The organism is Streptomyces sp. NPDC001858, assembly GCF_053594615.1.
In genome coordinates, this window is the sequence record NZ_JBSFEV010000008.1 from 204178 (window position 1) to 223977 (window position 19800).

19 protein-coding genes are annotated in these 19800 nt (G+C 70.3%); 12 read left to right on the top strand and 7 right to left on the bottom strand.

The genetic code is table 11. The features are described from left to right. Positions 1-21: 21 nt before the first annotated feature. From ACWCPF_RS14565 to ACWCPF_RS14590, 6 genes are all read left to right on the top strand, one after another. Positions 22-1107, top strand: a complete 1086-nt coding sequence (locus ACWCPF_RS14565; protein WP_451045351.1) for an S-(hydroxymethyl)mycothiol dehydrogenase — start codon at positions 22-24, stop codon at positions 1105-1107. Further along, entirely contained in the window at positions 1107-1736 is a 630-nt protein-coding gene (locus ACWCPF_RS14570; RefSeq protein WP_451045352.1) for an MBL fold metallo-hydrolase, read from the top strand. The genes ACWCPF_RS14565 and ACWCPF_RS14570 overlap by 1 nt, the downstream gene beginning before the upstream one ends. 72 nt (positions 1737-1808) lie before the next feature. Further along, complete coding sequence (locus tag ACWCPF_RS14575) at positions 1809-2180, top strand: DUF4180 domain-containing protein (RefSeq protein WP_451045353.1); 372 nt, start codon at positions 1809-1811, stop codon at positions 2178-2180. 89 nt (positions 2181-2269) lie between these two features. Next, entirely contained in the window at positions 2270-3232 is a 963-nt protein-coding gene (locus ACWCPF_RS14580) for an SDR family oxidoreductase (RefSeq protein WP_451045354.1), read from the top strand. A 105-nt stretch (positions 3233-3337) separates the two neighbouring features. Beyond that, positions 3338-4645, top strand: coding sequence for an MFS transporter (locus tag ACWCPF_RS14585; protein ID WP_451045355.1), 1308 nt, complete (start codon positions 3338-3340; stop codon positions 4643-4645). A gap of 103 nt (positions 4646-4748) precedes the next feature. Beyond that, complete coding sequence (locus ACWCPF_RS14590; protein ID WP_451045356.1) at positions 4749-5444, top strand: L,D-transpeptidase family protein; 696 nt, start codon at positions 4749-4751, stop codon at positions 5442-5444. A gap of 60 nt (positions 5445-5504) precedes the next feature. Here ACWCPF_RS14590 and ACWCPF_RS14595 read toward each other — a convergent pair whose 3' ends face one another. From ACWCPF_RS14595 to ACWCPF_RS14610, 4 genes are all read right to left on the bottom strand, one after another. Beyond that, positions 5505-6707, bottom strand: a complete 1203-nt coding sequence (locus ACWCPF_RS14595) for a Gfo/Idh/MocA family protein (RefSeq protein ID WP_451045357.1) — start codon at positions 6705-6707, stop codon at positions 5505-5507. 86 nt (positions 6708-6793) lie between these two features. Further along, on the bottom strand, positions 6794-8149 hold the full coding sequence (locus ACWCPF_RS14600; protein ID WP_451045358.1) for an ABC transporter substrate-binding protein: 1356 nt from the start codon (positions 8147-8149) through the stop codon (positions 6794-6796). Between the two features lie 10 nt (positions 8150-8159). Further along, positions 8160-9101, bottom strand: a complete 942-nt coding sequence (locus ACWCPF_RS14605; RefSeq protein ID WP_451045359.1) for a carbohydrate ABC transporter permease — start codon at positions 9099-9101, stop codon at positions 8160-8162. A 14-nt stretch (positions 9102-9115) separates the two neighbouring features. After that, positions 9116-10021, bottom strand: a complete 906-nt coding sequence (locus ACWCPF_RS14610) for a carbohydrate ABC transporter permease (protein WP_451045360.1) — start codon at positions 10019-10021, stop codon at positions 9116-9118. 206 nt (positions 10022-10227) lie between these two features. On the opposite strand from ACWCPF_RS14610, the gene ACWCPF_RS14615 reads away from it, so the two are divergent. Continuing rightward, positions 10228-11400: an ROK family protein gene (locus tag ACWCPF_RS14615; protein WP_451045361.1), complete on the top strand. Its 1173-nt coding sequence runs from the start codon at positions 10228-10230 to the stop codon at positions 11398-11400. A 111-nt stretch (positions 11401-11511) separates the two neighbouring features. Then, the gene (locus tag ACWCPF_RS14620) at positions 11512-11682 is read left to right on the top strand and encodes a hypothetical protein (protein WP_451045362.1); all 171 of its coding nucleotides are present in this window, start codon (positions 11512-11514) and stop codon (positions 11680-11682) included. A 63-nt stretch (positions 11683-11745) separates the two neighbouring features. On the opposite strand, the gene ACWCPF_RS14625 is transcribed toward ACWCPF_RS14620, so the two are convergent. From ACWCPF_RS14625 to ACWCPF_RS14635, 3 genes are all read right to left on the bottom strand, one after another. Beyond that, a complete protein-coding gene (locus tag ACWCPF_RS14625) occupies positions 11746-13152 on the bottom strand; it encodes a S1 family peptidase (protein ID WP_451045363.1) in 1407 nt (468 codons plus the stop codon). Positions 13153-13270: 118 nt separating this feature from the next. Next, a complete protein-coding gene (locus tag ACWCPF_RS14630; RefSeq protein WP_451045364.1) occupies positions 13271-14068 on the bottom strand; it encodes an SAM-dependent methyltransferase in 798 nt (265 codons plus the stop codon). Positions 14069-14157: 89 nt separating this feature from the next. Next, a complete protein-coding gene (locus ACWCPF_RS14635) occupies positions 14158-15159 on the bottom strand; it encodes a hypothetical protein (protein ID WP_451045365.1) in 1002 nt (333 codons plus the stop codon). Between the two features lie 40 nt (positions 15160-15199). On the opposite strand from ACWCPF_RS14635, the gene ACWCPF_RS14640 reads away from it, so the two are divergent. The 4 genes from ACWCPF_RS14640 to ACWCPF_RS14655 all read left to right on the top strand — a co-directional run bounded on the left by ACWCPF_RS14640 (position 15200) and on the right by ACWCPF_RS14655 (position 19769). Next, entirely contained in the window at positions 15200-16378 is a 1179-nt protein-coding gene (locus ACWCPF_RS14640; RefSeq protein ID WP_451045366.1) for a MalY/PatB family protein, read from the top strand. Between the two features lie 210 nt (positions 16379-16588). Beyond that, entirely contained in the window at positions 16589-17920 is a 1332-nt protein-coding gene (locus ACWCPF_RS14645) for an ABC transporter substrate-binding protein (RefSeq protein ID WP_451045367.1), read from the top strand. After that, positions 17917-18825, top strand: a complete 909-nt coding sequence (locus ACWCPF_RS14650; RefSeq protein WP_451045368.1) for a carbohydrate ABC transporter permease — start codon at positions 17917-17919, stop codon at positions 18823-18825. The genes ACWCPF_RS14645 and ACWCPF_RS14650 overlap by 4 nt, the downstream gene beginning before the upstream one ends. Beyond that, on the top strand, positions 18822-19769 hold the full coding sequence (locus ACWCPF_RS14655; protein WP_451045369.1) for a carbohydrate ABC transporter permease: 948 nt from the start codon (positions 18822-18824) through the stop codon (positions 19767-19769). Before ACWCPF_RS14650 ends, ACWCPF_RS14655 begins: the two co-directional genes overlap by 4 nt. Positions 19770-19800: the final 31 nt, after the last annotated feature.

Below are 19800 nucleotides of genomic sequence, written 5' to 3' on the forward strand. Positions count from 1 at the left end.
CGCCGATGAAAGGGGCAGCCCATGCCGCAGGAAGTGCGCGGAGTGATCGCGCCGGGGAAGAACGAGCCGGTGCGGGTGGAGACCATCGTGATCCCCGACCCCGGTCCCGGCGAGGCCGTGGTGCAGGTGCAGGCCTGCGGTGTCTGCCACACCGACCTGCACTACCAGCAGGGCGGGATCAACGACGAGTTCCCCTTCCTGCTCGGGCACGAGGCGGCGGGCGTGGTGGAGTCGGTCGGCGAGGGCGTCACCGACGTCGCTCCCGGTGACTTCGTGATCCTGAACTGGCGTGCGGTGTGCGGGCAGTGCCGGGCATGTCTGCGCGGCCGCCCCTGGTACTGCTTCGACACCCACAACGCCAAGCAGCGGATGACCCTGACCGACGGCACCGAGCTGTCCCCGGCGCTGGGCATCGGAGCCTTCGCGGAGAAGACGCTGGTGGCGGCCGGACAGTGCACGAAGGTCGACCCGTCGGTGTCGGCGTCGGTGGCCGGGCTGCTGGGCTGCGGGGTGATGGCCGGCATCGGCGCGGCGATCAACACCGGCAACGTGGGCCGCGGCGACACGGTCGCGGTCATCGGCTGCGGCGGGGTCGGCGACGCGGCGATCGCGGGCTCGCGCCTGGCCGGCGCGGCGAAGATCATCGCCGTCGACATCGACGACCGCAAGCTGCAGACGGCGAAGACGATGGGCGCCACGCACACCGTCAACTCCAAGGACACGGACGCCGTCGAGGCGATCCGTGAACTGACCGGAGGGTTCGGCGCGGACGTCGTCATCGAGGCCGTCGGCCGCCCGGAGACCTACCGGCAGGCCTTCTACGGCCGTGACCTGGCCGGCACGGTCGTCCTGGTCGGCGTCCCGACGCCGGAGATGAAGCTCGAACTGCCCCTCCTGGACGTCTTCGGCCGCGGCGGCGCGCTCAAGTCGTCCTGGTACGGCGACTGCCTGCCCTCCCGCGACTTCCCGATGCTCATCGACCTGCACCTCCAAGGCCGCCTGGACCTCGGGGCGTTCGTGACCGAGACCATCCAACTGGACCAGGTGGAGCAGGCGTTCGAGCGGATGCACCACGGGGACGTGCTGCGTTCGGTGGTGGTGCTGTGATGACCGCGCGCATCGAACACCTCGTCACCTCCGGTCAGTTCAGCCTCGACGGCGGCACCTGGGACGTCGACAACAACGTGTGGATCGTCGGCGACGACCACGAGGCGATCGTCATCGACGCCGCCCACGACGCCGACGCCATCCTCGCCGCCGTGGGCGACCGCCGACTGACCGGCATCATCTGCACCCACGCCCACAACGACCATGTTTCCGCCGCGCCGGCCCTCGCCGACGCGACCGGCGCCACGATCTGGCTGCACCCCGACGACCTGCCGCTGTGGAAGCTCACCCACCCGCACCGCGAGCCCGACGCCCATCTGGCCGACGGCCAGGTCATCGAGGCCGCCGGCGCCGACCTCACCGTCCTGCACACCCCCGGGCACGCGCCCGGCGCGGTCTGCCTGTACGAGCCCGGACTCGGGGTGCTCTTCACCGGCGACACCCTCTTCCACGGCGGCCCCGGCGCCACCGGCCGCTCCTACTCCCACTTCCCGACGATCATCACCTCCATCAAGGACCGGCTGCTCGCCCTGCCGCCCGAGACCAAGGTGCTCACCGGACACGGCGAAAGCACGACCATCGGCGCGGAGGCGCCCCACTTGGAGGAATGGATCGCCCGGGGGCACTGACCTGAAACCGGTGGGCACGGGGGCGGAAAACCGGGAGGCACCGCGCCTTCGGCCGACCGTAGTCTCACCGGCATGACCACCACACTCGTGACCCTGCACGACACCCGCGTCCTGCGCTGCGCCCCCGAGGGGCCGGCGCTCGACGGCGAGCGCGCCGCGCTCGATCTCATCGGCGACGCCATGGGACACGACGCGGGACTCGTCGTGATCCCCGCGGAGCGCTGCGGGACGGAGTTCTTCCGGCTCCGCTCCGGGGTCGCGGGCGCGGTCGTGCAGAAGTTCGCGAACTACCGCATCCGGCTGGCCGTCGTCGGAGACATCTCCGGGCACCTCGCCGAGAGCTCCGCCCTCCAGGACTTCGTGCGCGAGTCGAACCACGGCCGCCAGCTCTGGTTCGTGGCCGACGACGGCGAACTCGACGCCCGGCTGCGCCCCACCGGGTGACTTCCCGGGAATGGCGACAGTAGATGTCCGGCTTGCGCGCGACCCTCGGTGAGAACGGACACCGAGGGATCACGCGAAGGAGGCCGGACATGTCGGCACCGCTGCAAGGCAGTCCGCAAGTCAGTCCGCAAGGCAGTCCGCAAGTCAGTCTTGAAGGCAAGGTCGCACTGGTCGCGGGGGCGACCCGGGGAGCGGGCCGGGGCATCGCCGTGGAACTGGGCGCGGCCGGCGCGACCGTCTACGCGACCGGACGCAGCACCCGCGAACGGCGCTCCGAGTACGACCGTCCCGAGACGATCGAGGACACCGCGGACCTCGTCACCGAGGCGGGCGGCCGCGGTGTCGCCGTGCCCACCGACCATCTCGACCCCGCCCAGGTCCGCGCCCTCGTCGACCGCATCGCCGCCGAACAGGGCCGCCTCGACGTCCTGGTCAACGACGTCTGGGGCGGCGAGAACCTCTTCGAATGGGACACCCCCCTCTGGGAGCACGACCTCGACAACGGGCTGCGGCTGCTCCGGCTCGCCGTGGAGACCCACGCCGTCACCAGCCATCACGCCCTCCCGCTCCTGATGCGCCGGCCGGGCGGCCTGGTCGTCGAGATGACCGACGGCACCGGCGACTACAACCGCGACACCTACCGCGTGAACTTCTTCTACGACCTCGCCAAGTCCTCCGTGCTGCGGATGGCCTTCGCCCTCGGCCATGAACTCGGCCCGCGCGGGGCCACCGCCGTGGCGCTCACCCCGGGCTGGCTGCGCTCGGAGATGATGCTCGAACATTTCGGCGTCCGCGAGGACAACTGGCGCGACGCCATCGCACGCATCCCGCACTTCGCCATCTCCGAGACGCCCCGCTATGTCGGCCGGGCCGTCGCCGCGCTCGCCGCCGACCCCGAAGTGGCCCGCTACAACGGGCAGTCCCTCTCCAGCGGCGGCCTCGCCCAGGTCTACGGCTTCACCGACGTCGACGGCAGCCGCCCGGACGCCTGGCGCTACATGGTCGAGGTCCAGGACCCGGGGAAGCCGGCGAACACCACCGGCTATCGCTGAGGCTTAGGCGCAGCCGTACGCGTAGCCGTCGGCGTAGCGGCGCTTAACAGTGCGTGCAGATCTTTTCACTTGTCGTACCGGGAGCGCGTCGGGCAGCGTTCAACCGTGCAGACCCCCACCGAGCCGACCGCCTCGCCCTGGCGCGTCCGCGACTTCCGCGTCCTGTTCTCGGCCACCGCACTGAGCCAGCTCGGCACCAACGTGAGCTATGTCGCGGTGCCGCTCGTCGCGGTGAGCGCGCTCGACGCGAGCCCCGGGCAGATCGGCGCCCTGGCCACGCTGAGCACGGTGGCGTTCCTGTTCATCGGGCTGCCGGCCGGGGTCTGGGTGGACCGGCTGCGGCACCGCCGCATCCTGACCGTCGCCGACCTGACCCGGGCCGCGCTCTTCTTCTCGGTGCCCGTCGCCTGGCAGCTCGACGCGCTCACCCTCGTCCACCTGTACGCGGTGGTCCTGCTCAACGGGTGCGCGACCGTGTTCTTCGACGTCGGCTCGCAGAGCGCGCTGCCCCAACTCGTCGGCCCTGCCGCCCTCGTACGGGCCAACTCGGCCGTCGTCGGCCTCCAGGCGGTGGGCAACATCGCCGGACGCGGGGCGGGCGGCGGACTCGTCCAACTGCTCACCGCGCCCGTGGCCGTGGTGTGCGCGGCCGGCGCGTACCTCGTCTCGGCGCTCCAGCTCTTCGCACTGCGACGGGGCGACGACCCGCCCCACCCGTCGCCCGGGGCCCGGCTGCACACCCAGATCGCGGAGGGCGTCCGGCACGTCCTGGGCAACGCGGAACTGCGCGCGCTCGCGCTGACCGCCGCCCTCACCAACTTCGGCTCGCAGATCGTCACCACCATGCTGCCGATCCTCTTCGTCCGTGAACTCGACCTGTCCGCAGGCGTGTTGGGCCTGTTCTGGGGAGCGGGCGGGCTCGGTCTGCTGCTCGGCGCCTGGTGCGCCCGCCCGCTGGCCGGGCGCCTCGGGCACGGGCGGGCGCTCGGCCTCGTCGGCCCGGTCCTCGCGCCTGCCGCGCTGCTCGTGCCCCTGATCGACCGGGGGCCTTGGCTGTGGCTCGCCGGGGCGGCCTGGGTGCTGATCCTGTTCAAGACCGGCGTGGACAACGTCCTCGGCGTGAGCCTGCGCCAGCGGATGACGCCGGACGCCCTTCTGGGCCGGATGAACGCCACGTTCCGTTTCCTGCTGACCGGGGCGCTCGCCGTCGGCGCCGCCGTCTCCGGCGTCATCGGCGAACTGGCGGGCGTCCGGGTCGCCCTCTGGGTGGGCGGCGCGCTGCTGGCGGCGAACTTCCTGCCCGTCTTCCTCTCGCCGGTGCGCACCCGGCGCGAACTCCCGCCCCAGGAGTTCCACGATCTGACCGGACCTGCCGCGATCCGGACCGCCGCCGACGGCCGGACGAGCAAATAGTTCACTGTTCTGTCACAGCTTGAGTCTGTCTACAACCGCAGCCCGTACAGGACGGTCTAGAAGGACGAGATCGTTACCACTGTGCCAGGGAGAGGGCAGCCCCATGGGGGACATACGCAGACGAGGAGCCGTTCTGCTCGGCGTCACCGGACTGGTCGCGCCGCTGACGCTCGCGCTGGGTGCGGGACCGGCGCAGGCCGCGAGCTGTACCACGGCGGCCGGGCCGTACCAGAAGCAGGTCGAGAAGTTCCTCGGCCGGCCCGTCGACGGCAAGCAGTCGAGCGCCGACTGCAAGGCCATCAAGGCCTTCCAGACCAAGCACGGCATCACCCCGAACATCGGCTACGCCGGGCCCGTCACCTGGGGGGTGATGGACCTGATGAACAAGCAGAAGGCGGTGGGCAACAAGCCCAACAAGGCGGGCACGTGCCCGACCAACAAGGGCCGTATCGCCTGCGTCAACCTCACCCTCCAGCTGAGCTGGATCCAGGACGGCAGCAAGCTCGTCTACGGCCCCGTCCCGGTCCGCACCGGCCGCAACGGGTACGAGACCCGCACCGGGCTGAAGAAGATCTACTGGCGCAACCTGAACCACGTCTCGACCATCTACAACGTGCCGATGCCCTACAGCCAGTTCTTCGACGGCGGTCAGGCCTTCCACTCGGTCGGTGTCAGCATGTGGAACCCGCCGGGCTCGCACGGCTGCGTCAACATGACCTCGACGGCCGCCAAGAAGTACTGGTCGCTGCTGAAGAACGGCGACGACGTCTTCGTCTACGGCCGCAAGCCGGGCACCTGACGGCACCCGGCCCCGACGTCCAGCCCCGACGCCCGGCCCGACGGCCAGGCCCGGTCGGGCTCAGCCCTGCGGCGCGTCCCCGAAGTCCGGGATCGCGAGCCTGGCCCCACCCTGCCGCGCGGATTCGTGCGCGACGATCCCCGGCAGGGTGTAGCGGGTGGCCACCCAGGCGTTCACCGACGGCAGCGTGCGCGTGTTCACCGCGGTGACGAAGTCGTCCACCAGGAAGTGGTGGCTGCCCTCGTGCCCGTTGTGCAGGTGGTCGAACTCGCGCGGCAGCCGCGCCCGGTCGTGCACCGGGGCCGAGCCGGAGGTGAAGGCGGCCCGCAGTTCCGGCGCGATGTGCTGGAGCGACGGGTCGTCCGGCGACATCGTGGGCTTGGGCTCCAGCAGTTCGCTGATGTCCTGCACCCCCTTCTTGTCCTGCCAGAACGCCACCGTGGCGAGCTGCTCCATGCTGGCCTCCGTCCCGAAGAACCGGAACCGCGACTCCCGGATGTGTGACGGATAGCCCACCCGCCGGAACTCGTTGGTCCGGAACGAGCCGCCGCCCGCCACCTCGAACAGCGCGGTCGCGTTCGAGAAGTCGTTGCCGAACTGGCTGACGTCCCGGTCGAAGACCCCGTCCCCGCGCTCGTCCTTCACCCCGATCGCGGACACGCTCACCGCGTGCGTCTGCCAGGCGCCGAGGACCCCGCCCACCGAGTGCGTGGGGTAGAGCAGCGGGGGATAGCTGGCGGTCGCCTTCCAGTTCTCGCCGCCGCTGTACCGGTACGCCTCGTAGAACCCCAGGTCCATGTCGTGGACGTAGTCGCCCTCGGCGTAGAAGAGCCGTCCGAAGGCGCCCTCGGCGATCTGGTTGCGGGCGTGCACGGTTGCCGGGTTGTACTGGCTGGTCTCGCCCATCATGTACGTCAGTCCGGTGGCCCGTACCGCGTCGATGATCGCCGCGATCTCGTCCCGGGTGATCGCCATGGGCACCGCCGAGTAGACGTGCTTGCCGGCGTTCAGCCCCTGGACCACCAGCGGGCCGTGGGTCCAGCGCTGGGTGAAGATCGCGACCGCGTCGACCGCCTTCGACTCCAGCATGGCCTCGTACGAGGGGAAGGTCCCCGACAGACCCTCGGCCGCCGCGAGTTGTTCGGCGCGCTCCGGGAGGAGATCGGTGACGAAGACATCGCCGACGCCCGGGTGGGCGAGGAACAGCTTGGCGAACTGGCCGGAGAACTGCCCGGCGCCGACGATGCCGAGGGAGAACGTCATGTGGGTGGAGCCCCTTCTTACTGGTGTGAGCGGGTGAGTCGTCATGGAAGGTGTCGTCGCGGAATGTGTCGTCGCGGAATGTGTCGTCACTGGTCGAGAATGAAGTTGATCTGGTCGTTGACCTCGTCGAGGTCGCTCACGGGCGCGCCGTTGCCGTAGACGTCCTCCATCGCGGGATGCATGAGGGCGTAGACGTCGGCCGCGTAGTCGGTGATCGGATACGAGAAGGTCCGAGAGGCCTTTTTGTCCGCGACGGGCTCGGTGAACGCCGAGACGTCGAGGCCCTTCTTCTGGTAGGCGGCGACGGCGGCCCGGGTGCCGGCCGGGGTGGCGGGGAAGACGATGCCGTACTTCCCGACGACCGTCTGGCAGGCGTCCGAGGCGAGGTACGCCACCCACTTCTTGGCGCCGGCCTTGTTGTGGGCGCCCTTGGTGACGGAGTCGGCGAGGCCGTTCATCATGGTGGCCCGCTTGCCGGTCGGCCCGGTCGGGGTGAGCGCCGTGGCGACGTCCCGGCCCTTCATGCCGCTGTACGTGGAGATCATCCAGGCGCCGTCGAAGGAGGCCGCGGCCTTGCCGGAGGCGACCTGGGCGTTCGATTGGTTCGACTGGATGTTGTAGTCGGTGAAGGGCGCCATGTACCCCTTCTCCGCCAGGCCGAAGTACCACTTCAGGACGGACTGGAAGGTCGTGCTGTCGAACTGGTAGTCGGTGCCCCAGCGCGCCTTCTCCGTGTAGTTCCAGCCGGCCGAGCCGGTGAAGGGGCTCCACTGGGTCTGGCCGTCGGCGTCGCCGCCGCCGTTGGTGGCCAGCCCGTAGACCTTGACGTCGTCCTTGTCGAAGCCGGGCTCGTCGCCGCGCCTGCCGTTGTTGTCGACGGTCAGATGGGCGATCGCCTTCTCGAAGGTGCCGCCGTCCTCGGGGTTCCACGACAGGCTGTTGAGCTGCTCGGCGCTGAGACCGGCCGCCGTGGTCATCTTCTGGTTGTAGAACAGCGCGACGGTGTCCCAGTCCTTGGGCGCGCCGTAGCGGCGGCCGTCCTGGCCCAGCCAGTTGGCGGCGAGCCCCGGTTGGTAGGCGGAGTCGTCGATGCCGAGGTCGTCGAGCGGTTCCAGCACCTTCAGATCGACGAACTGGCCGAACTTCTGGATGTGGTCGGTGAACACGTCCGGCTGGGTGCCGGCGATGAAACCGGCGGTGAGCTTGGTCCAGTAGTCGTTCCAGCCCAACTGGGTGATCTTCACCTTCAGTCCGGGGTTCGCCTTCTCGAATCCCTTGGCGCAGGCCTGGTAGGCGGGCAGCTGGTTGGCGTCCCACAGCCAGTACGTCACCGTGTCCGAGGACGATCCGCCGGAGTCGCCGTTCGCGCAGCCGCTCACCAGGGACAAGGACAGGGACAGCGCCAGCGCTCCGGCCGGTGCGGTCAGCGTACGAAGTCGCATCAGGTTTCCCTCACTTGATCCCGGTGAAGCCGATGGAGCTGACGATGCGGCGCGCGAAGAGTCCGAAGAGCACCAGCATCGGGAGCGCGGCGATCAGGGTGGCCGCCATCAGCCCCGACCAGTCGGTGCCGGTCGCCGGGGTCTGCGCGCGGAACACCGCCAGCGCCACCGTCAGCACCCGCGAGCTGTCGCTGTAGGAGACCATCAGCGGCCAGAAGTAGTCGTTCCAGGAGGTGATGTACGTCAGCACGGACAGCGTGACGACCGGCGTGGACGCCATCGGCAGGATCACCCGGAAGAAGATCTTGATCTTTCCGGCGCCGTCGAGCAGCGCCGCCTCCTCCACCTCGCGGGGGATGTTCATGAAGAACTGGCGCAGGAAGAAGACCGCGAACGGGGTCATGAAGAGGCTCGGCAGCGCGATGCCCAACAGCGAGTCCACCAGGTGGAGTTGCTTGATGAGCACGAAGTTCGGCAGCAGGGTGAAGAGGGTCGGCACCATCAGCCCGGCCAGGAACAGGCCGAAGACCTGGTCCCGGCCGCGCCAGCGCAGCCGGGCGAAGGCGTAGGCGGCCATCGCGGAGAAGAAGATCTGGCAGCCGGTGATCAGCGTGGAGACGATCACCGAGTTGAGCAGATAGCGCCAGAAGTCCAGTCCGCCGCCCGCGCCGCCCTGCGCGATCGCCTCCTCGGCGGACTGGAGCCCGAAGGCCCGCTCGAAGCCGCTGGTGGTCAGGCCCACCGGCAGCGGGCTGGTGGGGTCGGTGCTCAGTCCCGCGTTGGTGGACAGCGCGGTGCGCAGGATCCAGTAGAACGGCAGCAGGGTGATGAGGGTGATCGCGCCCATCGCGGTCCAGGCGGCGGCCCGCCCGAGGGTGAGCCTGCGCCGGGCCGGCGGTGTGCCGGTCGTGGTGGTCGGCGGTGCGGTCGGCGCTGTCGTCACGGCAGCCACGGTGACTCCTTTCGTCATCCGAGGTCGGTCCGGCCGGCCCGGGTGAGCCGGTACTGGAGGATGGTGATCGCGCTCAGCACGACCAGCAGGGCGACGGACATCGCCGAGGCGTAGCCGAACTGGAAGCGGCCGAAGGCGGAGCCGTAGATGTAGAACTGCAGGACGTTGGTGGCGTTCGCCGGACCGCCCGCGGTGGTCACCGCGACGGTGTCGAAGACCTGGAACGAACCGATCACGGTCATGATCAGCACCACCGCCAGGACCGGCCGCAGCAGCGGCATGGTGATCCGCCAGAACATCCGCCACTCGCTCGCGCCGTCGACCTTGGCGGCCTCGTACATGTCGCCCGGGATCGCCTGGAGCCCGGCGAACAGCAGCAGCGCGGTGTAGCCGACGTGCCGCCAGACGTTGATCAGCGCGATGGTGGGGATCGCCCAGGTCTCGTCGGCCAGGAACGGGATGCGGTCGAGGCCCAGCCCGCTGATGATCTCGTTGCCGATGCCGAGCTGGGTGTCGAGGATCCACAGCCAGACGAGACCGGCGACGACGTTCGACATCAGATACGGGGTGAGGACGATGCCGCGCAGCAGGGCCGACTGCGTGAGCCGCTGGAGCAGCACCGCGATGGCGAGGGCCGCGACGGTCTGGATGCCGATGTTGATGAAGACGTACTCGACGGTGACCTTGAGCGAGTCCCAGAAGATGGGGTCGTGGACCATCCGGTCGTAGTTGTCGAGGCCGACCCACTCCGGCGGCGTCAGCAGGTTGAAGCGGGTGAAGCTCAGGTAGATCCCCCGCAGCGTCGGCCACAGCAGGAAGACCAGGAACCCCAGCATGGCCGGGGCCAGGAACAGTGCGGCGAGCCATCCGTCGCCCCCGCCCTCTCGACGCGACGGGGGACTGCTGGACGCGATGGTCATCGGGAGACTCCCTCGTCTCTTCGGCGGCTGGTTCTCGGCGTCACTTACTTTTGAGCCGAAAGAATCCAGACGTCAAGAGGTAGGGGAACTTTCTTTTCCATGGGCTCTTCGGGCTTCCGAGTGTCCAAGGTGCTGCCTATAGTGACCTTGATACTTTCACGGCAAAAGAAATCGGGCAGAAGACATCGTGTGGGAGTCTGACCCTCATGACCACAGGTACCGCCAGCTGGCTGCCGCTGAGCGCGGGGGAGCGCTCCGTCGCGATCGAGGTGCTCGTCCACGGCCCGCTCTCGCGCACCGACCTGTCACGGCGGCTGAACCTCTCCGCGGGCAGTCTCACCCGGCTGACCAAGCCGCTGATCGAGTCGGGCCTGCTGATCGAGGCGCCCGAGGGCGGCGCCGCGTCGGAGGCCCGGCAGGGGCGCCCCTCGCAGCCGCTCGATGTGGTCGCCGAGTCCCGCTCGTTCATCGGCTTCAAGATCACCGCGGACATGGTGTACGGCGTCGTCACCACTCTCAGGAGTGAGGTCGTCGCCCGCCATGACCGTCCGCTCGCCTCGCACGACCCCGAGGCGGTCGTCGCCGTGCTGGGGGAGATGGCGGACGAGCTGGCCGGCGCCCACCCCCGCCTCGCGGGGATCGGCATCGGCGTGGGCGGGCTGGTCCAGGATCGGGCCGTCGTGGGGGAGTCGGCCTTCCTGGGATGGCGCGACGTTCCGCTCGCCGCCCTGGTCGAGGAGCGCACGGGACTGCCGGTGGTGGTCGAGAACGACGTCGCCGCGCTCGTCGAGGCCGAGACCTGGTTCGGGGCTGGCCGCGGCCTCGACCGCTTCGTCGTCCTCACCATCGGCGCGGGCATCGGCTACGGACTGGTCCTGGCCGGCAAACGCGTGCCCTGCGCGGAGGAGGACCGCGACTTCGGCCGGCACTGGATCCTGAACCCCTACGGCCCGCTCACCCCGGACGGCGAACGCGGCAGCGCCGTCTCGCTGCTGACCATCCCCAACATCCGCTACCAGGTCCAGGCCGCCACCGGCCGGGAGCGGACCTACGAGGAGATCCTCGCCCTCGCCGCCGCCGGGGAGCCCATGCCCGCCCGGGTCGTCGACGAGGCGGCCCGCGCGCTCGGCACGCTGGTCGCGCAGATCGCCAACTTCGTCATGCCGCAGAAGATCCTGCTGGCCGGTGAAGGCGTCGGACTGATGGACGTCGGCGGGGCGACGGTGGAGGCGACCGTCCGGGCCCATCGGCATCCGCTGGCCGCCCCCGTGGCCCTGGAGACCAAGGTGTCCGACTTCCACGACTGGGCGCGCGGGGCCGCCGTGCTGGCGATCCAGGTGCTGGTCCTGGGGGCTGTGGGCGGGATCACGGAGGGCTGAACCGGCCCGCGGGGGGAGGTAATTGGACGTGACCAGCAACACGTCCGCTATGTCCGGTTCGTTCGTGATGACTCACGCGGCCTTCACCCCCGACACCGTAAGCTTCACACCATGTCCACCACTGTTGAATCCCTCTCCGGGCGATCGGCCGCAGAGGTGAACGACCAGATCAGGGCCCTGTGGCTCCGGTCGGGCGGGACACTGAGCGTCGAGCAGCGCGAGGAGTACCGGCGGCTGGTCCTGGAGTGGGCCGCCGCCCCGCAGTCGGTCGAAGCGGCCTGACGCTCGCCGAGCCTCCCCCGCCGAAAAGGGCACCCCGACCGGGTGCCCTTCTTGCTGTCCGGCTCAGCTCCACGTCGCCGAGTAGTACTGCTGGTAGGCCTTGCGGTCCTGTTCGGCCCGGATGTACCGGGTCGCGACCAGGGCGACCATGCTGCCCGCGATGACCAGCAGACCGGGGCCGATGTTCTTGGGGTCGGTGAGCCGGGCGGCGAGGTCCACACCGCTGCCCACACCTGTCGCCGGCGTGGTCGAACCCGGCGAGGTCGAGCCCGGGGCGGCGGCCGCCTGGGTGGGGGAGGAGGACGGCCTCGGGCCGGTCGACGAGGTGCCCGCGCCGCCCCCGGCGTTGTCGGAGGGCGCCGCCACGATCAGCTGCACACCGAGCTGGGTCAGCGCCTTCGTCACCGGCTGGAAGAACGTCGTGCCCCCCGTGGTGCAGTCACCGCTGCCGCCCGAGGTGATGCCGAGGGCGATCCCCTCGGAGAACATCGGGCCGCCGCTGTCGCCCGGTTCGGCGCACACGGTCGTCTCGATGAGCCCGCTGACCGTGCCCTCCGGATAGTTCACCGTCGCGTCCAGCCCGGTGACCTCGCCGTCGCGCAGCCCGGTGGTGCTGCCGCTGCGGAACACCCGCTGGCCGACGGCCGCGTCACCGGTGCCCGTGATGCGCACCCCGTTGCCGTCGCCGACCGCCACCACATCGGCGCCCGCGCCCGCCTTGCCGCTCGCGTACTGCACCAGCGAGAAGTCGTTGACGGGGAAGCTCTGGTTGACCGTCTGGCCCACCTGCTGCTTGGCCTGGTTGTCGGAGAACCAGGTCGAACCGTTCGGCCCGCAGTGCCCGGCGGTGAGGATGAAGTCGTTCGTCCCGTTGGTCACGTTGAAGCCGGCCGAGCAGCGCCCGGCGGTGGACAGGATCGGCAGCGCGCCGTTGATCCGGGTGGTGAACTCGCCGGTGGTGCGCTCCATGCGCACGAAGCTGCCGATGCCGGCGGCGGTGTCCGTCAGCCGCGCCCAGTCCGAGGCCGACACGGTGCTGTCGCCCTGCACGACCACCTGGTTCTTCCGGTAGTCCATCACCCACGCCGTGCCGGGCACCTTGGGCGCCGAACGCAGCGCAGCCGCGGCCGACTTGAACTCGTTCATGCTGTGCGGGACGACCTTCGCCACGGCGCCCGCCGCCTGGACGGCGGCGGCCGTCTTCTCGTCCGTGACCGCGACGACCGGACGCCCCTCGGAGTCGAGCCAGGTGCCCGCCGTGCGCGCGGTGCCGAGCTTGTCGACGAGAGCGGCCCCCGGGTTCGTGACGACGGAGTCCGCGGAGTCCGCCGTGGTGCGCGGCAGCGCGGACGTGCCGGGTGATTCGCTCGCCATGGCCGCCTGCGTGACCATGGCCCCTCCCAGGAGGAGTCCGCCGACCGCCGCCAGCCGCGTCACTCGCCGGACGGTCCGTCGTCGTACGTGCCTCATGCATGGCTCCCGAAACCCTCAACGCGCGGACTCAACACCGCGGGGCTCTCCGGTCGTTGAGCGCCCTGACCTTCATACGTGCGACGGCCCGCCGGCGTTCAGCGCGGGAGCGATCCCCTCAGGGTCTGCGGGCCACCCCGCCGAACATCGCGACCTCGGCCGGCTCGGCCCCGTCCCCGGTGTCCTGGGGACGCCAGCGGGAGCAGGACACCACGCCCGGTTCCAGCAGCTCCAGACCCTCGAAGAACCCCGCCAGGGCCTCGGGGGTGCGCTGGGTCAGCTTCGGCGTGCCGTGCTCGTTCCAGAACTCCACGGCCTCGTCCACATCGGGCATCGCCGGGCTGGTGATGGTGTGCGACAGCACCAGATGACTGCCCGCCGGCAGCCGCTCGACCAGCCGCCGGACCAGCCCGTACGGGTCCTCGTCGGCGCCGATGAAGATGACCACGCCCAGCAGGATCAATGCGACGGGCTCGTCGAAGTCCAGCGTCTTCGCGGCGTGTTCGAGGATCGCGTCGACGTTGCGCAGGTCCTCGTCGAGATAGTCGGTGCGGCCCTCGGGCGTGCTGGTGAGCAGGGCGCGGGCATGGGCCAGGACCAGCGGGTCGTTGTCGACGTAGACGATCCGGGCCTGCGGATCGAGCCGCTGGGCGACCTCGTGCGTGTTGTCCGCGGTCGGCAGACCGGTCCCGATGTCGAGGAACTGGCGGATGCCGACCTCGGTCACCAGATGCTCCACCGCACGGCCCAGGAAGAGCCGGTCGGCGCGGGCGTACTCGCCGATGCCGGGGTGTAACTCACGGATGCGGTCGCCGGCCGTCCGGTCGACCTCGTAGTTGTCCTTGCCGCCCAGCCAGTAGTTCCAGATGCGGGCGGTGTGCGGCTGAGTGGTGTCGATACGGGTGGTGTCTGTCATGGGTCGGCTCCGGCGGAATCAGGGGCAGGGCGGACGACGGATCGCTGAGAGCGCGGTCGGTGCGCGGTCATGCGCTGTCAACAGGCAATCTAGACAGGGGAGTTGACGTCAGGTGCCGGACCGCCGGATTGAGCCGCCGGTTGGCCGAGTCGCGCCCCGCTGCGGGCGTCGCCCCACACCGCCGACGTGCCGGTGTACGGGCGCAGCAGCGCGGTGAGCGCGGGGTCGCCGCGGCCGCCCAACTCGTCGGAGGCGATGCTGCGGGCGATGCCGGCGAGGAAGTCGGCGAGCTGCACCCGCGCGTCGTCCCGTGCGACGACGAGCCGCAGTCCGGTGAGCCGGATGCCCCGGCGCCGGGCGGTGTCCTCGATCCAGGCGATCCGTTCGGGGGTGAGCATGTTCTGCCGGTCGTGCACGAGCCGGACCGGGTGTCCGCCGTCGCTCCAGTGGGCGGCCGTGCGCAGGATCGAGGGGAGCAGCGGATTGAGGACCGGGGCGAGCACGAAGGGCCCGGCCTGAATTCCGGTGCGATAGGCGAGTGCGCGGGAGCGTTCTTCCGAGAGCCGTGCGAGTGTTTTCGCCGCGGGTGTTCCCGCATACCGCTGGCGCAGTTCCTCGACCGTCCGGAAGAAGAACTCGACGGGGTTTTCCGGAGCGTCTTCGGGCCGCACCCACAGCAATCGGTTGGCCGCCTCCAGGAAGGTCCGCCACTCCGCCTCGGTGAAGGTCCGGCTGCCTTGCCGGAAGAGGGAGACGGCCGCCGCCGGATCGTCCAGCAGCAGGTCGACGACCCGGTCCACGACGAAGAACGCCTTCTCGACGAGGTGCACATGAGCGTGCCCGTGGAGCGGGCCCGACGGTGCGAGCAGCCATTCCAGGACCGGCCGGTGTTTCTCCCGCAGCAGGTGGTTCGCCTTGTACTCCTCGGCGGGCGAACGGATGCGCTCGCGGATTCTCCGGACCTGCGCGACCGCGTATTCCGTGGGCAGCCGCACACTGGCGTGTGCGAAGACATCCGTGTTCCCGCCGGTGAGGTTCTCCCCGTCGGATCCCGATTCGTCGCACGCCACTTCCAGGAATGTCCCGTTCATATGATCCCAGGTCACACCACAGCCCCCTATCTTGTGCCCCATGACCAGCATCCCGCACGAGACGCCGGGTGAACCGAACCCGCTGCACGCCCTCGGTCTCGACGAGCTTCGATGTCGGACGAGCATGAAGTGGCGCGCCTATCCCGCCGACGTCCTGCCGCTGTGGGTCGCGGAGATGGACGTACCCCTCGCCGAGCCGATCGTCCGCGCGGTGACGGAGGCCCTCGCGCTCGGCGACACCGGATATCCGGCGGGCACGGCCTACGCCGAGGCGCTGGCCGCGTTCGCGGCGAAGCGGTGGGGCTGGGACGGGCTCGCGGTCGAGCGGACGGCGATCGTGCCCGATGTGATGCTGGGCGTCGTCGAGATGCTGAAACTGGTGACCGGGCCCGGTGATCCGGTGGTCGTCAACCCGCCGGTGTATCCGCCGTTCTTCCCGTTCGTCGAGCATCTGGACCGGCGGATCGCCGAGGCGCCGCTCGGCGCGGACGGACGGCTCGACCTCGATGCGCTGGAGGAGGCCTACCGGCGGGCCGTCGCGGGCGGTGGGCGGGCCGCGCATCTGCTGTGCAGCCCGCACAACCCGACCGGCACGGTGCACACGGCCCGGGAGCTGTCGGCCGTCGCCGCGCTCGCCGGGCGCTACGGCGTCCGGGTCGTGGCCGACGAGATCCACGCGCCGCTCACCGGCGCGGGCGCCGATTTCGTGCCGTACCTCGCCGTCCCGGGCGCCGAGAGCGGGTTGTCGCTGATGTCGGCCTCCAAGGCCTGGAACCTGGCCGGGCTCAAGGCGGCGCTGGCCGTCGCCGGTCCCGGGGCCGCCGCCGATCTGGCCCGGCTGCCCGAGGAGGTGAGCCATGGACCGAGCCATGTCGGGGTCCTCGCCCACACCGCCGCCCTGCGCGAGGGCACGGCCTGGCTGGACGCCCTGCTCGGCGGCCTCGACGACAACCGCGGGCTGCTCGCCGCCCTCCTCGCCGAGCGGCTGCCCGGTGTCCGGTACCGGCCGGGCGACGCCACCTTCCTCGCCTGGCTCGACTGCCGGGCGCTGGGCCTCGGGGACGATCCGGCCGCGGTCTTCCTGGAGCGCGGCCGGGTGGCGCTCAACTCCGGGCTCGACTTCGGCACCGGCGGGGCCGGGCATGTGCGGCTGAATCTGGCCACCTCGCCGGAGATCCTCACCGAGGCCGTACGGCGCATGGCGGCCGCCGTCCGCTGAACCCCGGCTCCTTCGGCCCTGCCGTCGCCCCACCGGACCTGCGCCGGTGGGGCGACGGCGTTCCGCGCGGGCGCGACGGGCCGCCCGGCCGTCGGTCACGGTCTCGCAATGTATCGGCCATGTCTTGACATACGTCCGAAACGATTCGTAGCTTGGGCGCCTCAATTTAGATTCGTGAAGCAGGTTCACGAATATGAACGGAGTGTGCCCATGGGGGATCGCCGACGACGTCGCCGCCTGGCCGCCACGCTTGCCGTCGCGGGACTGCTGTTCGGAACGGCCGCCTGCGGCTCCGGTTCGGACAGCGCCGGGAGCGGTGACCCGAACACGCTGGAGGTCTGGACCCGGAGCAACCCGGATCCCGCGGCCACCTACGAGCGGGTGTTCGCCGCGTTCACCGAGAAGACCGGCATCAAGATCGACTACCAGCCGGTCGTCAACTTCGACCAGCAACTCCAGGCCCGCGCGTCCACCAAGGACCTGCCGGACGTCATGATCAACGACACCGCGCTGATGGGCAGCTACCAGTCCCAGGGACTGCTCAAGCCCATCGACCCCGCCGACATCGCCGGCGGCGACCAGATCTCCGCGAAGACCTGGGCCTCCACCGTCGGCATCGACGGCGCCCACTACGGGATCCCCTACTCCCGCCAGGCCCAGACCCTGATGATCAGGAAGGACTGGCGCGAGAAACTCGGGCTGCCGCAGCCCAGGACCTGGGCGGACCTGCTCACCCTCGCCAAGGCCTTCGCCGCCGACGACCCGGACGGCGACGGCGAGAAGGACACCTACGGGATGGTCGTCCCGGGCAGCGCGCAGAACGGCTACGCCGCCTGGTGGGGCTCCAGCTTCCTGTGGCAGGGCGGCGCACGCATCATCGAGCCCACCCAGGACGGCGGCTACCGGCCCGTCGTCGACTCCGACGCGGCCGTCCACGCCGTCAGCTGGATGAAGGACAATCTGTTCTGCTCCTCTGACAACGGTGTCATCCAGCCCGGCGCCGTCACCGCGGTCACCGGCACCGCCACCAACTTCCAGGACGGCAACGCCGGGATGTACCTCACCGGCCCCTACAACATCGCCACCTTCGACCAGACCGTCGGCAAGGACAAGTACGAGGTGGTCCAGGCCCCCGCCGGGCCGGCCGGGAACGACGTCCTGGCCGACGGCGAGAACGTCTACTTCGGCGCGAAGACCGGCAAGACGAAGCAGGAACAGGCGCTCGCCGCCTTCCTCGTCTCGCCCGAGGGCCAGCGCCTGGCGATGACCGGCAAGAACCAGCCCGTCGTCCGCATCCCCGTCAACTCCACCCTCGACGCGGCGACCGTGCGCGACGACCCGCGCTGGGGCGTCGTCCAGAAGGCCTACGAGGACGCCTCCGTGCAGTTCCCCAACGCGCCCGACTTCGCCCCCGTCAAGCAGGACACCGCCGACGCGCTCAACGCGATCTTCACCTACTGCGGCAGCGACGTCCGCTCCAGCCTCAAGGAACTCAACGACACCCTCGCCGGCGACCTCAAGGACCAGGACCTGCTGAAATGACCGCGCTCACCCCAGCCCCGGTGCGCCGCGCCCGGGTCCTCCACAAGAAGAACCTGCTGCCCTGGCTGTTCCTCGCCCCCGGACTGCTGCTCGCCCTCGTCTTCAAGTTCATCCCCATGGGCAAGGGCGTCTGGCTCAGCTTCTTCAAGGTGCGCCCCTTCCTCGGCGACGAGTGGGTCGGCGCGGACAACTACACCCGGGTCCTCGGCGACCACCGCTTCCAGGACGCCGTCGGACACACCCTGCTCCTCGGCATCGGCCAGTCCCTCGGCGGCATCCTCGTCGGCTTCGCGCTGGCGCTGCTCCTGGAGGGTCAGGCCCGCTCCCTGAAGATCGTCCGCACCGCCGTCTTCCTGCCGGTCGTCACCGCGACCGCCGTCGTCGGCGAGATGTGGCGGCTGCTGTACTACCCGACCTCCGACGGCGTCATCAACCACGCGCTCGGCTTCCTCGGCCTCGGCCCCACCCAGTTCCTCGACAACCCGGACACCGCCCTGTGGTCCACCATGGTCATGGGCGTCTGGATGACCGCCCCCTACAACATGGTGATCATGCTCGCCGGCCTCGCCGGCGTGGACCGGACGCTGTACGAGGCCGCCGCGGTGGACGGCGTCTCGCTCCGCCAGCGCCTGCGGTACGTCACCCTCCCCGCGATCCGCCCCGCCGTCGCCATCGTCCTCACCCTCGCCGCCATCCGCGGCCTGCGCGTCTTCACCGAGGTCTACGTCCTCACCGGCGGCGGCCCGGCCGGCTCCACCGAGGTCTGGATGACCCGCGCCTACACCCTCGGCTTCAGCCGCAACGACATCGGCGGGGCCTCCGCGGCCTCCGTGGTGCTGCTCTGCGTGACGCTCCTGCTGACCGTCACGGTCAACTACTTCCGCACGAGGGGAGACCAGCGATGAGCGCACCCGCCATCGACCCCGTCCGCACACCCCTGCCGACCCCCGCCACCACCGGCGGTCCCCGCAAGGGCGGACGGACCACCCCGGCCCGGTTCGACACCGCGCTCGGCTGGAGCGACCGCCCCGGCGTCTCCTGGGCCCTGCGGATCCTGCTCTGCGCGGTGGCCCTCGGCATTTTCGCCGCGCCCTTCCTGACCATCCTCTCCGGCTCCTTCACCGCCCACGCCAGCGGCTCCTCGCTCTCCTTCCTCCCGCACGACAGCACCCTGCACAACTTCGAGGTCGCGAAGGAGCGGGGCATCTGGGACTACTTCACCAACTCGCTCGTCGTCGCCGGCGGCGCGCTGCTGCTCCAGCTCAGCGTGTCCGTGCTCGCCGCGTACGCGCTGGCCCGGCACCGGTTCCGCGGCCAGGCCCTCGTCATGACCCTGTTCATGCTGACGATGATGCTCCCCGAGGAGGTCATCGCGATCCCGCTGTCCCTGGTCCTCGGCGATGTGCCGGTCGTCGGCGTCGACCTCAAGGGCACCGCGTGGGGCGTCATCCTGCCGCTCGGCGCGTGGGGCTTCTCCGTCATGCTGCTGACCGAGTTCATGAAGGACATCCCCGTCGAGATCGAGGAGGCCGCCCGGCTGGACGGCGTCGGCGAGTTCCGCATGCTGTGGCAGATCGTCCTGCCGCTGTGCAAGCCCGCGCTCGGCGTGGCCGGCGTCCTCGGCTTCGTGATGATCTGGGACCAGTACCTGCTGCCCCTGATCGCCTCCAAAGACCCCACCGACTACACGGTCACCGTCGCCCTGTCCATCCTGCGCACCGACCCCGAGGTCGGCTCCGGGGTGGTCCTGGCCGGCGCCGTCATCGCCCTCGTCCCCAGTCTGATCGTCTACCTGCTCCTCCAGCGCTCGCTGGTCACCGGCATCGCCGCCGGCGCCACCAAGGGCTGACCCCGGCCGACCCCCACACCGTAGTTACGAG

What these genes read in the sequence shown, in the direction of transcription:
- ACWCPF_RS14565 (WP_451045351.1), top strand. Translation starts at nt 22, where the DNA reads ATGCCGCAGGAAGTGCGCGGAGTGATCGCGCCGGGGAAGAACGAGCCG.
- ACWCPF_RS14570 (WP_451045352.1), top strand. Translation starts at nt 1,107, where the DNA reads ATGACCGCGCGCATCGAACACCTCGTCACCTCCGGTCAGTTCAGCCTC.
- ACWCPF_RS14575 (WP_451045353.1), top strand. Translation starts at nt 1,809, where the DNA reads ATGACCACCACACTCGTGACCCTGCACGACACCCGCGTCCTGCGCTGC.
- ACWCPF_RS14580 (WP_451045354.1), top strand. Translation starts at nt 2,270, where the DNA reads ATGTCGGCACCGCTGCAAGGCAGTCCGCAAGTCAGTCCGCAAGGCAGT.
- ACWCPF_RS14590 (WP_451045356.1), top strand. Translation starts at nt 4,749, where the DNA reads ATGGGGGACATACGCAGACGAGGAGCCGTTCTGCTCGGCGTCACCGGA.
- ACWCPF_RS14595 (WP_451045357.1), bottom strand. Translation starts at nt 6,707, where the DNA reads ATGACGTTCTCCCTCGGCATCGTCGGCGCCGGGCAGTTCTCCGGCCAG.
- ACWCPF_RS14600 (WP_451045358.1), bottom strand. Translation starts at nt 8,149, where the DNA reads ATGCGACTTCGTACGCTGACCGCACCGGCCGGAGCGCTGGCGCTGTCC.
- ACWCPF_RS14610 (WP_451045360.1), bottom strand. Translation starts at nt 10,021, where the DNA reads ATGACCATCGCGTCCAGCAGTCCCCCGTCGCGTCGAGAGGGCGGGGGC.
- ACWCPF_RS14615 (WP_451045361.1), top strand. Translation starts at nt 10,228, where the DNA reads ATGACCACAGGTACCGCCAGCTGGCTGCCGCTGAGCGCGGGGGAGCGC.
- ACWCPF_RS14620 (WP_451045362.1), top strand. Translation starts at nt 11,512, where the DNA reads ATGTCCACCACTGTTGAATCCCTCTCCGGGCGATCGGCCGCAGAGGTG.
- ACWCPF_RS14625 (WP_451045363.1), bottom strand. Translation starts at nt 13,152, where the DNA reads ATGAGGCACGTACGACGACGGACCGTCCGGCGAGTGACGCGGCTGGCG.
- ACWCPF_RS14630 (WP_451045364.1), bottom strand. Translation starts at nt 14,068, where the DNA reads ATGACAGACACCACCCGTATCGACACCACTCAGCCGCACACCGCCCGC.
- ACWCPF_RS14635 (WP_451045365.1), bottom strand. Translation starts at nt 15,159, where the DNA reads ATGAACGGGACATTCCTGGAAGTGGCGTGCGACGAATCGGGATCCGAC.
- ACWCPF_RS14640 (WP_451045366.1), top strand. Translation starts at nt 15,200, where the DNA reads ATGACCAGCATCCCGCACGAGACGCCGGGTGAACCGAACCCGCTGCAC.
- ACWCPF_RS14645 (WP_451045367.1), top strand. Translation starts at nt 16,589, where the DNA reads ATGGGGGATCGCCGACGACGTCGCCGCCTGGCCGCCACGCTTGCCGTC.
- ACWCPF_RS14650 (WP_451045368.1), top strand. Translation starts at nt 17,917, where the DNA reads ATGACCGCGCTCACCCCAGCCCCGGTGCGCCGCGCCCGGGTCCTCCAC.
- ACWCPF_RS14655 (WP_451045369.1), top strand. Translation starts at nt 18,822, where the DNA reads ATGAGCGCACCCGCCATCGACCCCGTCCGCACACCCCTGCCGACCCCC.